Annotated in this window: 10 protein-coding genes; 6 read left to right on the top strand and 4 right to left on the bottom strand. The window is 56.7% G+C overall.

Annotated elements, in window-relative coordinates:
• The 3 genes from ACN0VD_RS15625 to terL all read left to right on the top strand — a co-directional run.
• On the top strand, window positions 1-750 hold a 750-nt coding region (locus tag ACN0VD_RS15625; protein ID WP_417595924.1), incomplete at its 5' end, for a DNA-methyltransferase.
• Entirely contained in the window at window positions 747-1,370 is a 624-nt protein-coding gene (locus ACN0VD_RS15620) for a hypothetical protein (RefSeq protein ID WP_417595922.1), read from the top strand. The genes ACN0VD_RS15625 and ACN0VD_RS15620, both read left to right, overlap by 4 nt.
• Window positions 1,363-2,853, top strand: a complete 1,491-nt coding sequence (gene terL / locus ACN0VD_RS15615; RefSeq protein WP_417595920.1) for a phage terminase large subunit — start codon at window positions 1,363-1,365, stop codon at window positions 2,851-2,853. Before ACN0VD_RS15620 ends, terL begins: the two co-directional genes overlap by 8 nt.
• 997 nt (window positions 2,854-3,850) lie before the next feature.
• Here terL and ACN0VD_RS15610 read toward each other — a convergent pair.
• From ACN0VD_RS15610 to ACN0VD_RS15595, 4 genes are all read right to left on the bottom strand, one after another.
• The gene (locus tag ACN0VD_RS15610; RefSeq protein ID WP_417595918.1) at window positions 3,851-5,050 is read right to left on the bottom strand and encodes a CaiB/BaiF CoA transferase family protein; all 1,200 of its coding nucleotides are present in this window, start codon (window positions 5,048-5,050) and stop codon (window positions 3,851-3,853) included.
• Window positions 5,047-6,636 carry a GMC family oxidoreductase gene (locus ACN0VD_RS15605; RefSeq protein WP_417595916.1) on the bottom strand — a complete coding sequence of 530 codons (1,590 nt, stop codon included), beginning with the start codon at window positions 6,634-6,636 and terminating at the stop codon, window positions 5,047-5,049. The genes ACN0VD_RS15610 and ACN0VD_RS15605 overlap by 4 nt, the downstream gene beginning before the upstream one ends.
• A 166-nt stretch (window positions 6,637-6,802) precedes the next feature.
• Window positions 6,803-9,286, bottom strand: coding sequence for a TonB-dependent receptor (locus tag ACN0VD_RS15600; protein ID WP_417595914.1), 2,484 nt, complete (start codon window positions 9,284-9,286; stop codon window positions 6,803-6,805).
• A 66-nt stretch (window positions 9,287-9,352) separates the two neighbouring features.
• Window positions 9,353-10,567 (bottom strand): cytochrome P450, encoded by a 1,215-nt coding sequence (locus ACN0VD_RS15595; protein WP_417595912.1) that lies wholly within the window; start codon window positions 10,565-10,567, stop codon window positions 9,353-9,355.
• A gap of 239 nt (window positions 10,568-10,806) precedes the next feature.
• On the opposite strand from ACN0VD_RS15595, the gene ACN0VD_RS15590 reads away from it, so the two are divergent.
• Genes ACN0VD_RS15590 through ACN0VD_RS15580 form a run of 3 tightly spaced genes read left to right on the top strand, consistent with a single transcriptional unit; the run spans window position 10,807 to window position 13,978 of the window.
• Entirely contained in the window at window positions 10,807-12,297 is a 1,491-nt protein-coding gene (locus ACN0VD_RS15590; protein ID WP_417595910.1) for an aldehyde dehydrogenase, read from the top strand.
• A 23-nt stretch (window positions 12,298-12,320) separates the two neighbouring features.
• Complete coding sequence (locus tag ACN0VD_RS15585) at window positions 12,321-13,778, top strand: aldehyde dehydrogenase family protein (RefSeq protein WP_417595908.1); 1,458 nt, start codon at window positions 12,321-12,323, stop codon at window positions 13,776-13,778.
• The gene (locus ACN0VD_RS15580) at window positions 13,778-13,978 is read left to right on the top strand and encodes a 2-hydroxymuconate tautomerase (protein WP_417595906.1); all 201 of its coding nucleotides are present in this window, start codon (window positions 13,778-13,780) and stop codon (window positions 13,976-13,978) included. Before ACN0VD_RS15585 ends, ACN0VD_RS15580 begins: the two co-directional genes overlap by 1 nt.
• Window positions 13,979-13,995: the final 17 nt, after the last annotated feature.

Here is a 13,995-nt window from a genome sequence, read left to right as displayed (position 1 = left end):
CGCCTGCTTGAAGGCGGGAGGGCGCAGCTGATTGTCACCGATCCTCCTTATGGATGCGCGATCCAGAACAACGTATCAGGCAATGGCCAGGTCAAGCATGACAATTTTGTCATGGGAGCAGGCGAGATGCCGCTGGCCGAGTTCGGTATGACCCTGCTGCGTCCGTCCTTCAGAGCGATGGCCGCGCACTGCGTGCCGGGCGCGATTGCCTTTGTGTTCATGGACTGGCGCGGGGCGCCCTATATGCTCGATGCAGCGCAGGGCGTGTTCCATGAACTCAAAAACATGATTGTTTGGGCCAAGAACCCGGGAATGGGCGCGTTCTACAGATCAGCCCATGAGCTTTGCTATGTCTTCAAGGTGAGCCCGGGCACGCATATCAGCAATATTGCGCTGGGCCGGAGAAATCGCAGCAATGTCTGGCGGTATCCATCCGCCAACACTTTTCGTGCAGGAAGGATGGAGGAGCTCGCCGATCATCCCACCGTCAAACCCAAACAGATGATTGCCGATGCCATTCTCGACTGCTCGCGGCGCGGGGACATTGTGCTCGATTCCTTTGCCGGATCCGGCACACTCCTGGCCGCGTGCGAGATGACGGGGCGGCGCGGCCGGGCGATCGAGCTAGATCCTGTCTACGCCGACGTGATCCTTCGCCGCACCGCAGAGGCCACCGACTGCGAGCCGCTTCTCGACGGCGTAACGTCGTTTCATGAAGTCGCCAAGGCGCGGCTGGGAGAGGCATCATGAGCGGGGATGATAAAGACAAGCCACCATCCCGGCAAGGACAGCCCAAGGACGGCAAACCTCTCAAGGAGGGCAATGTTGGCGATGACCAAAAGCCGCCATCCCGGCAGGGACGCCGGAAGGATGGCAAACCGTTCAAGGAGGGCAATGTCCGCGAGGACGGATCCTACAAGGTCGGCCGCAACCGGCCGCCCAAAAAAAGCCGGTTCGCCGTCGACGACGGGCGGAAGCGCGGAAGCCGGAAAAAGGGCGTGCCCAATGCCGACACCGAGTTCATGCAAGAGCTGCAGCGCAAAACGACCGTCAGCGAAAACGGGAAAAAGCGGCGGATGTCAAAAAGGCGCAGTATCGACCTCAGGCTGATCGACAATGCATCGGTCAAGGGACAGAACAAGGCGATCGAGATCGTTGATAAAAAGTGCCAGCGCATTGAGGCGGCGCAGCAGCAGAACCGGCGCTATCACACGCTTGGTGATAAACAGATACTGGAAGCCTATCTGAAGGAACGCTCGCAGGAACTGGGGATTGATCCTGGGCTTTTTGGAGACCCGGCTCCGACTGAAGACCTAATTGGAGACGGGGCTGAAAACGCGGCAGAAGACGGGGAGAGCGTCGATGGCTGATGCTGATACCGATGACGCGATCTGCGCTCTGCTGCGCCTCGATTTTTACTTTTTCCTGCGCTTTGCATTTCGCGAGCTGGGCGGCGAGAGCGCCTTTATTCCCAACTGGCATATTGATGCGATCATCCGGCAGCTGGAGCGGATCGAGGAGGGGGGCAACACGCGCCTTGCCATCACCATACCGCCGCGGCACCTCAAATCCCGGACAGTAACTGTTGCCTGGACGGCCTGGCGCCTGGGGCATGATCCATCGCTTTCGTTCCTGTGTATCAGTTACGGTCAGGACCTGGCCGAGGATCATGCCAGCGATTGTCTCAAGATCATGCAGAGCAGCTGGTATCGCCGGGCCTTTCCAAGCCTTGTGCTGACCCGGCGCTCGGTGGCCGACATCCGGACCAGCGCCGGCGGACGGCGCATGGCGACATCGGTTGACGGTGTGACCACCGGGTTTGGTGCGGACATCATCATTATCGATGATCCCATGAAAACGCAGGATGCGATGTCGCAGCCAGCAAGGGAAAAGGTCATTCGGTGGTTCGACGATACATTGTCGCAGCGCCTCAACAATCAGGCTACCGGCGTGATCATCGTGTTGATGCAGCGCCTGCATGAAGGTGACCTGGTTGGCATCCTCAAGGAACGGGAGGGCTGGTACGAGCTATGCTTGCCCGCCATCGCCGAGCGCGACGAGGACATTCCTCTCACCCGGGGGAGGATCTGGCAAAGGCGAGCCGGCAGCGCGCTTCACCCTGCCCGCCAGAGCCTCGAGGTGCTGCTCAGGCGCAAGGCCGACAATCCGATCGTGTTTGCCAGCCAGTTCCAGCAGGCGCCCGTTCCTGCGGTTGGCAATATTATCGAGGCCAAATGGCTGCGCTATTACAAATCAGGTACCATTGACCTCGGCTACGGCCAGATTGTCCAGTCCTGGGATACCGCGTCCAAGGACAATCCGTTCAACGACTGGTCCGTCTGCGTCACCGCTTTGATCCAGGGCAAGCAAATCTACATTCTTGACGTGTTTCGGGAGCGCCTGAAATTTCACTTGCTGAAGGCCAAGGCCATTGAGCTTGGACGGGCACACAACGCAACGGTCCTCCTGATCGAGGATGCCTCGTCGGGGACTGCGCTCATCCAGTCATTGTGGGCGGAAGAACCGCAGGGTGTGCCGCTCCCGATTGCCCGGCGCCCCGAGGGTGACAAGATCGCCCGGGCTCTGAACGCGGGCGCTATGATCCAGAGTGGGCGCTTGTTTCTCCCGGAGCGCGCGCACTGGCTGGGTGATTTTACCAGCGAGCTTCTCGGGTTCCCTTCCTCGCGTCACGACGACCAGGTCGATGCACTCTCGCAGCTGCTCCGGTGGGTGCAGGCGATGGACACGTACCGGACCCCTGATATTGCAGGGCCCGAGGAAATGCCGGAGGATGGCGTCGATATGGATGATGATGGCTGGTACGGCCCCTCAGATGATCCCTGGGGGGCCTGAGAGTTAAGCGGGCTGGCCCCGTCGGTAGCAGAGGATTTCGGACCGGCACGCTCACAGCCGGATATGATGGGCGGGGTACGTACCTTTGGACCGGCTCAGAACTTCATTGATTGACAACTCCTGCCAATCACCGCCTGCCAGATTGAGAAACAGATACCGGCATTGGTCCTTCAGGGATTGAGCGACGAGCAACTCGGCTGAAGTAATATTGAAGAAATATCGTTTCAAATCCTGGCCAATCGCTTCCTGAGACGTGGACTTGATTTCAACGAGGATACCCCTCTGCCGCGACGGGGCTATTGCGTTCATCTGTATTGACTGGCGCCACATGACCGATCTCAACCAGGCCGGCATGCGGGTCTTCGACGAGCTCAAGAACGTATGCATCTGGAACAAGAAAATGCGGGCGGTGCGCGAGGCTGATCGAATACGACCCCGGTTATTGTGACACCGTCGTTCGCAGGTGGCAGAATTAAACGGACAAGAAAGCGACGCTGGTCGAAAATGGTCGTAGCTTTAAGGATCTGGAGCATGACATGCTTCGCTCTTGATCTCGCAAATTCCAGTTCCGTCTGAATATTGCGCTTGTTTTCCTCTGGACCTCTTTCGACAAGAGGTTTGCGCGAAAGACCGATGAGCCGGATACATAGACCGTTTTCACGGCAATATTAGCTAGTCTATCTTACCAAACATTTTTAGAGCAGCCGCCGATTCGAAGGGCATCGTTACCTGCGTGGCCAATAAGGCATCGCTTCCGGTTGCTTCTGGTGCATCGAAATATGTTCTTCGCAACATGGGTCCTTTTAACTAAATAGGGACTTTAGTCCCTAGGCCTTTCTGCCTGTCTGTCTGGCGCTCTTAAACGCCATGACGAAATGGCGCGTCATAGTCGGGAATACAGAACACGACGCTCGGCCGCACTGGCCGAGTGCTAAATCTCGCGGCCTGACGTAATCTCGATCTGGCTTTTGGTGTGCCGACCGGAGACGAGTTGCGGCTAGACTGACAGCACTGCGTTGCGCACTTCCTGCGGTAGGTCAAGTTCCGCCAGGATCTCCTCGCTGTGTTCGCCTAGACGCGGAGGTACGGTCGGCGAAACATTACTTTCCGCTAGTTTGATGGGGCTCCTGACAAACCGCATATCCCAGTCCCCACCGGTGGGCATCGTCGCAAACATAGCGACGGCCTCAAGATGCGGGTCGTATTCGAGATCTTCGAGCCTGTTAACCGGAGCGCATGCGAGGGAAAGGCGCGCGCCCATCTTGATCCAGTAGTCCGTCGAATTTTCCGCGATTATTGTCTCGAGCAGCTGGTAAAGCTCCTCGATGTGCCGAGCCCGCGTGCTCATCTTCGTGAACCGCGCATCCCTGGCAAGATCGCCCCGTCCAATCGCATGGAAAAATTTCTGCCAGTCACGATCACTGTAGGGCATGAAGCAGACATAACCGTCTTGGGTACGAAAGGGCTTTCGCGAAGGCGATAGCGTTCGGCGATACCCGAAGCCCTCATCGTCATCACCATTGGTCTTCAACGAATTCTTCGCGATATGCCTTGAGTTATAATGTTCCATCAGCAGGAATTGTACAGTCGCTTCGAACATCGGTATTTCAATGAATTGCCCACTGCCGGTCCGCTCTCTTTGGTAAAGTGCGGCTAGAATAGCATGCGCCGCCATCTGACCGCCGACTTTATCCGCGACGATGGTGGGCATATATCGCGGCGTTCCGGACTGGCGCCGACTCAGATCAGCTGCACCGGACAACGCCTGTATTATGTCGTCATAGGCAGCCTTGCCGGCATAAGGACCGTCTTCGCCAAAACCATGCAATCCCGCATAGATAAGTCGCGGGTGGCGGGCGCAGAGCGCTTCTCGCGTCAGTTCGAGACCTGGCAGTTTTTGTGGCCTTATATTGTGCATGAATACATCGGCGGTGTCGATCAAAGCCATCAACACTTGTCGTCCCGCCTCTTCCTTGAGATCGACCACTATTGAGCGTTTATTGCGATTTGCTCCGAGGAAGAGCGAAGCCATGCCAGCTTCTGCCGACGGTCCAGTATGGCGGGTAGAATCGCCGCCGGGGGCCTCCACCTTGATCACATCGGCTCCATAATCTGCCAAAATCTGACTAGCGGACGGGCCGAAGATCACGGTCGTCAGGTCAATAATCCGGACACCTGAGAGCGCAGATCCGTTCACACCATTTTCGCCTGGATAAGGTCGGCGGCATGCCAAGCCATCGCTGCTACGGGCGCGAAAGTATTGCCGGCCGGCATGACAGGAGCAATCGACAAATCTACGACGTGAAGGTTTTGCGCACCGCGAACCCGAGTAGCCGAATCTATGACCGCATCGTCGTCATTGCCCATCCGACAAGTTCCGCACGCATGATAGGCGGGAGTCCCCATTTCGCGATATGCGGCGAGTATATCATCGTCGCTCTGCATATTTGGCCCGGGCCTAGTTTCGCTCGTTATGACGCCAGAAATGTGATCGGATGCCACGAGATCCCGAACGAAGCGGACTGCGCCTATCATAGTGCGACAATCACCCTCGGATGCAAAATAATCAAGATGGGCCTCTGGATAGACATTCGCGTCCCGGCTTACAATATGAGTGCTACCGGTTGATTCAGGGCGCAACGGGTAGACTGCTATCTGCATACCGGGCTCTCGCTCCATCGCGAGTGATTGCTGACTCTTGTCGATGCTGAAAGGCGCGGCGATCATCTGTGCATCGGGTCGGTCAAGTTCCGGGCGCGTCCGAAATTGACCCAGAACATCATAAGCAGCGCTCGCCATTGGCCCTCTTCTGGTCGCGAAGTATCGCACGGCATTGAAGGCCAGCCGGGCACCAGAGAACTGCGAATTCAGAGAAAGGGACTGATTCAGCCGGAACTGCAGGGCCAGTGCGCAATGTTCACGCATATTCTCACCGACAGCCGCCCTGTCGATCTTGCATTCGATAGAAAGTGCCTCCATGCGTTCGCGACTTCCGACGCCAGACCGTTCGAGAATCGCAGGCGAACCGAATGTTCCGGCGCTCAGGATCACGCGATTTGCATAATAATGAATCTCTTCGCCGCGTTCATTGCCAAGAACACCAGTAGCTGTGGTGCCGTCCCAGAGGATCTGGTCTATACTCACGCCAGTGCGGACGGTCAGATTAGACCGTCCCTCCGCTCCATGCAGGAATGCGACCGCCGCGCTTTGTCGGCGCCCCTTCCAAATGGTAGAGGGGCAATATCCGATCCTGGCTTCGTCATCGGGGTGATTGACGTCATCGGTATCCTTGAGTCCAATGGAGGCACCCGCGCGAATGAAACGGTCCATCAGTGAATGGCGCGGTGGCAGCGATACGCGGAGCCTGTTGCGCCATTTATCGTCCGCGCCTGCCTCCATTGACCTGTAAGCATCAGCCATGACGCCCCAATTCCAATCGGGGCCAGCCAACTCGGCAAGATCGGCGCCATCGCCGGGCTGGCTGCGAACATACATCATGCCATTGACCGAGGACGATCCACCCAGAGTTTTGCCGCGAACCCAAATTTCCGGATCCGCATTGCTCCGCTCCCTAGGCGACACCGAAAAAGGCCAGATATAACGCCGATTGGTCAGTATTTTGCCAATGCCGCGCGGCATGTGGATAAACGGATGATCATCGCGTGGCCCCGCCTCAAGCAAGAGGACCTTGCACGACGGATCTGCCGACAGGCGTTCTGCCAAAACGCAGCCTGCAGCGCCGCTGCCCACAATCAGAACATCGTATTTGTGCGTATCATCCATGAGATTTTCACCACCAAAATATAGACGGACAGGCAACACTGCAACTCACGCTGCCAACAATTTCAAGTCGGGTATCCGTCCTATCATGTCGAAAACCATGGATGAATTAATGTCCCCCGCGAGAGCACATGAGCCTTGCTTGCCTTCGGCACTCCAGTCTTTCCAATTAGTTTCCGAACCGATAGGTTGCGCGCACCCATATTTCTCGGCCACGGCTCGCCACCGCTACGGTATCGGCCAACAATGTGCTGGTGCCACCGGGCGCTCCACCCGAGAACGGATTGCCCGCCGACCTCGTGAAATAATACTCGTCCGTCAGGTTGCGGCCCAGCAAGCCGATCTCCCAGCGATCATCGGCATCCATCAATTTGATGCCCGCATCAAACAGCTGATAGGAGCCCTGCCGTCCGCCCGGCGAACTGGTAACGTCAGTGAAGAAGCTGGAACTAAAGCTGACATTGCCTTGTGTACCGATTTTCAGGCCAGAAAACTCAGATGATTCGTATGTAAAGCCAACGTTACCCATCCAATCGGGTGCACGTGCGAGTTGGGTACCCGACAAGTCCTGCAGCTGTCCTGGCTGTCCGGTGAAGCGATTCACCTGAACTCGACATTCGGGCGCCGGAAGCCCGCGATAGCACGTAGCCTGATAATCGGTATACTTGCCATCCTCATACGCTACTGCACCATATAGGTTCAGGCCTTCAAGCGGCGTGCGATAGCTGAAATCGAATTCGACGCCGCGCGTACTGACCTCGCCCGCGTTGCGCAGCTCCTGCTGCAAGCCGACAAGTACAGCGACTTGTAGACCAGTTGTATCATAATCATAGATCGCCAGATTGGTGCGCAGATCGCCGCCCAGGAGCGAAGCTTTCAGCCCGCCTTCAAATCCATGAATTAATTGCTGATCGTAACGGGGATCAATCAAAGAGACAAGCTGCCCCTGACCGTTCGGATTCGGAGCGACCACTGGCTGGGTCGCATTGAAGCCGCCGGAAAGAAACCCTTCCTTGTAAGAAGCGTAAGCGGTGAGATTGCGGCTGGGTCGATAGGTTAGCGTCGCTTCTGGCGAGAGATTGTTGAAGCTGACACGACGAGGTGCAGAGATGTCGATTAAATCGGCCGGAGCACTTCTGACCGCCCCAGTAAAAACTGGAAGCGATTTGCGTTCATAGGAGTAGCGGGCTCCGCCTGAAAATTCCAGATTCTCGCTCAGGTCAACCATTACCTGACCAAAGATCGAATAGGCAAGGCCATCCTGCTGGTAGGCATAGTTCGAGCTGAAGAACGGGGTGTTTGACAACAGATAAACGACCGCTTCAGATTCAGCCTTGGAATCCTGATAAAGGCCTCCGACCATCAGGTTCACTGGGCCGTCGAAACTGCTCGTTAGCCGCACTTCTTCGGTAATCTCACGGACTTTCAACCGCGCGTAGGCCGGCAGAAACGTCTGGGGAATTCCGGCTTCCAGAAAGTTAGCGGTAAAGCTTCCGATATAGGAATTATTTGCGTCATAATATCCGGTGATCGACGACAAGGTAAGAGTATCGGTCAAATTCAAATTCATTTCCAAGCTGCCGAGGATCTGGTCGGATCGTAGGAATGTTTCCTCCTCGAACCTGGAGTCGGCGGCTTGGAAATTAGGACCAATATTGTCGCTGGCAGTGACGCGGTCGTCGGCCTTGCAATTTTCAGGCGTAGGATAGCCAGCAGGCGTCCCCTGGGGCACGCCCAGTGGGCAGTCGACGAATTGCAGGACATCAGTGGAGCCCGAACCATCTGCTTTATTATACGAAACCTTTAACCGCGCATCAAACTGGTCGCTGGGCTCCCATTTTACGGTGCCGCGAACGGCATATTCATAGCCATTGGGCACACGCCGATCGAACGGGACACGGACACCGGCGCCGCTATTAGGCGCGACATTGGTGATATATCCTTCCATCGTGCTGTAATAGGCCGCAACACGGACTCCCAGCGTGTCGGTGACAGGCACCGAAACATAACCTTCGGTACGAAACTCATCGGCGTTGAATTCGTAACCGGCAGTGATCGACGCAGACAGATATTCGGTCGGATCGTTTGACCGCACGGCGATAATGCCCGCCGGACTGTTCTTGCCAAAAAACAAAGCTTGCGGGCCTTTCAGGACCTCGATCTGAGCGATATCCATCTGACTCAATCGACGAACGGAAGACCGGGCAACCGGGACGCCATCGATATTGAAGGACACGGCTTGATCGCTGAAAGGATTCGCGTCGACACCCGACAGACCACGCAGCGAAACAATACCGCCCTGCGGCGAGGATGTTGCCTCACTCGTAATCAGCGTCGGCACGGAACGCGCCAGAGCATCCACGTTGCTGATCCCGCGATCATTGAGCTGAGCACCGCTGACCGCGGTAATTGCAACCGGAACCGAGAGCGACGTTTCCTCCCGACGCCGTGCCGTCACGATGATTTCGTCAACCAGGGGTGCCTCGTCCGCACCCATCGCGCCGGGAGTGGCGTTCGTGGCACCATCTGCCCAACCGGAGTCGATATCGGATGGCCCGGCTCCCTCCGATTGCGCCAGTGCCGGGACCACCCCGAACAGACACAGGCCAGACGACGCCATCAGCATGGAACGATAGACATTTCGAATGCGCATAGAAATTCTCCCAAATTTTCTTGCGCCGGGTCTCATCGACGCATTTTCCGTTAATTGTTCTAGATATTATTGACTGTTCACCGACCATTCGATTTCGAGGTCTTCGAGGGCCATCACCACCCCGGCGCGCCAAGTTGGGCACCAGCCTTCGGCCAGCGAGAACCGCGGAATTCGGCTGAGAAATTCCGCGATAAAAATCCGCATTTCAGCCTTTGCTAACCAGTGACCCAGACAGAGATGCGGGCCGGTGGAAAAGCTGATATGCTGGCGCTTCTTGCGATCGATATCGAATTTTTCCGGTTCCGGGTTCCGCTTCGGGTCGAGCCCCGCCAGCGTCATTGGCGCAACAATCATTTCACCTGCGCGGAGATTCGCCCCTGCAAACTCCATATCCTTGCGGATCATGCGGACGCCGTTGGTAACCGGAAACCGCCGCATCATCTCGTCGATGAATTCGGGAATGTCAGCCGGGTTTTCGCGCAGGCGATCCTGAATGTCGGGACGCTGAGCAAGAAAATGGAAGCCGAAGGTCATGGCATTAGCGACCGTATCAAGTCCGGCAACGAAAAGAAGAAAGCCGATCGAGAGAAGCTCGTCCATATTCAAGGCACGCCCGTCGATTTCCTCGGCAACCAACTTGGTGAACAAATCATCCTGCGGATTTTCCATACGAGCCCGGAAAACTGTTTCAAGTTCGCCAAAGATCCTGCCCTGCAATTCAATGCGCCGCGCTGCCGGTATGTGGCTGAAGAACTCGGTAACGATCTGCCGGAACTCAAGGTAGCGATCGAGCGGCAATCCCGCCATTTCCATGAAAATCGTGACGGGATATACCGCGCCCAGGGCTGCTGCAAAATCGCATCGCCCGTCGTCCTGGACCTTGGCGATCAATCTTTCGGACCATTCCTGCATCGCGTCTTCAAGCCTCGCGATCACGCGCGGCGTAAAATGCTTCATCAGCATACGGCGATAGGGAGTATGTTCTGGCGGATCGAGATTGATTGGGATCGCCACGAAGGGACTTTCCGTCTTCGGAATCTCGATTTCCCGGTTCGAGAAATTTGCCGCATCTCGCACGACCTTTTCCACGAGATCATAACTCGTTACCAGCCAGTGTCCGCCATTCTTCGGTGTGTAAAAAATTTCCGGCGCTTCCTGCGCCATTTCGCGATAACCCAGATGCACATCGCGAAGCAGGCGCGGGTCCTGGTAGATGTCGAAAGGATATATCTGATCAGGGCGGATATGTTCCGGAACGCTGACTTCTGCACTACCTGACATTCGATTTCTTCTCCCCTGCCATACATTCGCCGTGGCATGCCTCGAGCAATTGATGCCCTTCGGTCTTTCATATCCACACTGACCGATTCCTTGTCAAGCGTTAAGAATAACATTCTCCATAGCGAATTATTTGAACCGAACGTAAAAGAAGGGTTGCCGAAATCAGAACTTCATCTCTATAGCGAATGATATTCTGATTTCTTTAAGTCGGATAAAAGGTGCAACGGGAAGACGAAATCATGATCGAGACGCCAGCAAAACCCAGCGATTATCTAGACCGCTTGTTCATCGGTGGAGAGTGGGTCAAGCCCGACGGATCAGACAAAATTAACGTGATCATGCCGTCACAGGAAGAGTGCTGGTTCAGCGTACCCGCAGCGAGTCGCCATGATGTTGCGTGCGCCGTCGCCGCCGCCAGAACTGCATTCGACACCGGACCATGGCCGCGGATGTCCCCGCAGGAGCGGGCTGTATTTCTGCACAAAATCGCGGATCAGGTGGTGCAGCGAAAGGACGTTCTGGCCGACCTGTGGTCCGGGCAGTTCGGCGCCCTACACGCTGTCGGCCTGGCGACATTTGGCTCGAATACGGGCGAGTTTTCAAGGACTGCTGCTCTCGCCGAAACATTTCCGTTCGAAGAGCAGCTCAAGCCATCGCGCGGCGGCGAGATTGCCCTCATGGTACAGGAGCCGGTCGGTGTTGTAGCTGTAATTATTCCGTGGAATGCTCCGTTCTTGGCAATAGCCGCCAAATGTGCCCCGGCGCTGCTTGCCGGCTGCACCATAGTGCTGAAGCCGTCGCCGGAGGGTCCCGGTGACGCATTTATATTCGCAGAGATGGCAGACGCCGTCGGCATTCCCCCCGGCGTGATCAATATCGTACCCGCTGATCGGGAGGTGTCCGAAACCCTGGTATCTAACCCGTCCGTTGACAAGGTCACTTTCACAGGATCCACCGCTGCAGGAGAGAAGATCGGCTCTCTCTGTGCTTCGCGCTCCGCGCGCTGCACCCTCGAAATGGGGGGGAAGTCCCCCGCTCTTATCCTAGACGATTTCGACCTTGCGGTGGCGGCGCGCACTATTGCCAAGTCGGCCCCCAGCATGGCGGGACAGGTCTGCTCGTCCCTGACCCGCCTGATTGTCTCGGACAAGAGGCACGATGATTTCGTCGATGCCCTGGCAGCCGAGTTCTCGAAAATCCGAGTCGGCGATCCGTTCAATACTGCCTCACAAATGGGACCGCTGGCGACGGAACGGCAGCGCGATCGCGTAGAAAGCTACATTGCCAAGGGCATCGACGAGGGCGCCCGGCTGGCTACCGGGGGTCGCCGGCCGCCGGAACTCGACAGGGGTTATTATATCCAGCCGACGGTATTTTCTGGCGTCGAGAATGACATGGTGATTGCCCGCGAGGAAATATTCGGCCCCGTCGTATGTGTGCTGCCGGCGGCCAATCTCGACAAGGCAGTCGCGATGGCTAACGACACACCATACGGGTTGAACGCCAGCGTGTTCACCAACGATGTCGAACAGGCCTATGCCGTTTCTCGCTCGCTCCAGGCGGGAACCGTTGGTCATAATTCATGGCGCACCGATTTCACCTTGAGCTTCGGCGGGTTCAAGCGATCGGGCGTGGGGCGTGAGGGTGGAATCGAAGGGCTGCGCTCGTTTTGTGAACTCAAGACGATCATCCTAGACGAAGTCCCAGCCCACGCCGCCACAGCCGTTTAAGAATAGTCCAAAGAGACAAAATTATGTATTTCGACCCAGATAGCGTCCACACCATTTCCGAGATGATGATCGGCGGGGAACTGCGCCAAGGCACCAGTATCCATCCCGTGGCTAGCCCCTCAAGACCGAGCCTGAAGCATGACATCGGGTGGGCAGATGCAACGCAAGTCAATGATGCCGTTCTGGCCGCGCGCAATGCGTTTCCTGAGTGGTCAGCTCTCCCGCCGCGCGATCGCGCAAAAATCCTGTACCGCTTCGCCGACCTCGTAGATGCGAATGCCGAAGAGATCGCCAGGCTGGAGTCGCTGGTGTCGGCGCGGATTTACAGCGAGTCAATGGCCCGCGATGTGAAGGTCGTGTCCGGCGTTCTGCGTTATTTTGCCGAATTTTCCGACAAGATCGAAGGTAGTGTGACCTCGACTCCGTCCAATTCCCTCTCGATGACGGTTCACGAACCGCACGGCGTTGTCGCAGCAATTTCGCCGTGGAATTTTCCCATTATACTATCAAGCTGGAAATTCGCACCCGCTCTTGCGGCCGGCAATACTGTCGTGCTGAAGCCTTCGGAACTGACGCCCTTCAGCGCGGTCCGCATCGCGCAGCTGGGAACCGAAGCAGGCCTGCCCAATGGCGTCTTCAACGTAATAAACGGCGACGGCCAAGTCGGCGGCGAACTGGTTCGTCATCCCGATGTGGATTATGTCACCTTTACCGGTTCCAGTGCCACCGGAGCGCAAATCATGGCGGATGCGGCGACAACAGGGCTGAAACCGGTCAGTCTCGAACTGGGCGGCAAAGGGCCGCAGCTCGTATTCGAGGATGCCCCCGATCTGGACCGTCTCGCCGCGATGGTAGCGCGGGGTATCACTTACAACTCTGGGCAGGTCTGTTTTGCCGGCTCCCGCCTGATCGTCCAGCGACAACTTGCAGATGATCTCACTCGCCGCGTTGCCGACCTAATGAGCGAACTTCAAGTTGGCCCGACATGGGGGGATACCACCACCATGCCGCCGATTATCAACAAGAAGCAAAATGATCGTATCGCGCATATTGTCGAGCAGAGCATCAGGAGCGGAGCGGAGTTGCTTTGCGGGGGGGAACGGGTCGAGACAGCCGAAGGCGAGTTCTATAAACCGACTATCCTGAATGTCAGCGACATCGACAATGCCGCTGTCTGCGAGGAGATTTTCGGACCGGTGCTCGCGGTCCAGACGTTTGACGATTTCGAAGAGGGTGTCGCCCTCGCCAATCATTCAGATTACGGACTGACCGCATCGGTTCACACCCGAGATATTTCTCGCGCGTTCAAGGCGGCGCAAGATATCCAGAGCGGCACCGTCTGGATCAACGATTGGGGTCGCCGCACCGATTTTACCGCACCTTTCGGAGGATATAAGAAATCAGGCCTCGGCAAGGATATGGGCCGTCCCGGCTTTGAAAAATATCTCAAATCAAAAGCCATTTGGCTGGAGATCGACTGATGCCACTAGCGCGAATTTCACTTATCGAGGGCACGAGCGACGAACAGCGCCGCCAACTGATCGCCAAGGTAACCGACGCGTTCGTGGAGAGCGTTGGCGCACCGCGCGAACTGGTCCGAGTGCTTATCGACGAATTGCCCGCTTCAAACTGGGGCGTTGGCGGGCGCTCTTTCAATGATCGCGCCGAGAACGGCGGATGATCATGAGCCAAGCCGAA

It is taken from the genome of Parasphingorhabdus sp., from assembly GCF_048267785.1.
Taxonomy (GTDB): Bacteria; Pseudomonadota; Alphaproteobacteria; order Sphingomonadales; family Sphingomonadaceae; genus Parasphingorhabdus.
Note: the sequence above shows the minus strand (reverse complement) of the source record. Positions and strands in the feature narration are given on the sequence as shown.

Coding starts and splice junctions, on each gene's coding strand:
- ACN0VD_RS15585 (WP_417595908.1), top strand. CDS start 12,321: ATGTATTTCGACCCAGATAGCGTCCACACCATTTCCGAGATGATGATC.
- ACN0VD_RS15595 (WP_417595912.1), bottom strand. CDS start 10,567: ATGTCAGGTAGTGCAGAAGTCAGCGTTCCGGAACATATCCGCCCTGAT.
- ACN0VD_RS15620 (WP_417595922.1), top strand. CDS start 747: ATGAGCGGGGATGATAAAGACAAGCCACCATCCCGGCAAGGACAGCCC.
- ACN0VD_RS15580 (WP_417595906.1), top strand. CDS start 13,778: ATGCCACTAGCGCGAATTTCACTTATCGAGGGCACGAGCGACGAACAG.
- ACN0VD_RS15605 (WP_417595916.1), bottom strand. CDS start 6,636: ATGGATGATACGCACAAATACGATGTTCTGATTGTGGGCAGCGGCGCT.
- ACN0VD_RS15590 (WP_417595910.1), top strand. CDS start 10,807: ATGATCGAGACGCCAGCAAAACCCAGCGATTATCTAGACCGCTTGTTC.
- ACN0VD_RS15600 (WP_417595914.1), bottom strand. CDS start 9,286: ATGCGCATTCGAAATGTCTATCGTTCCATGCTGATGGCGTCGTCTGGC.
- terL (WP_417595920.1), top strand. CDS start 1,363: ATGGCTGATGCTGATACCGATGACGCGATCTGCGCTCTGCTGCGCCTC.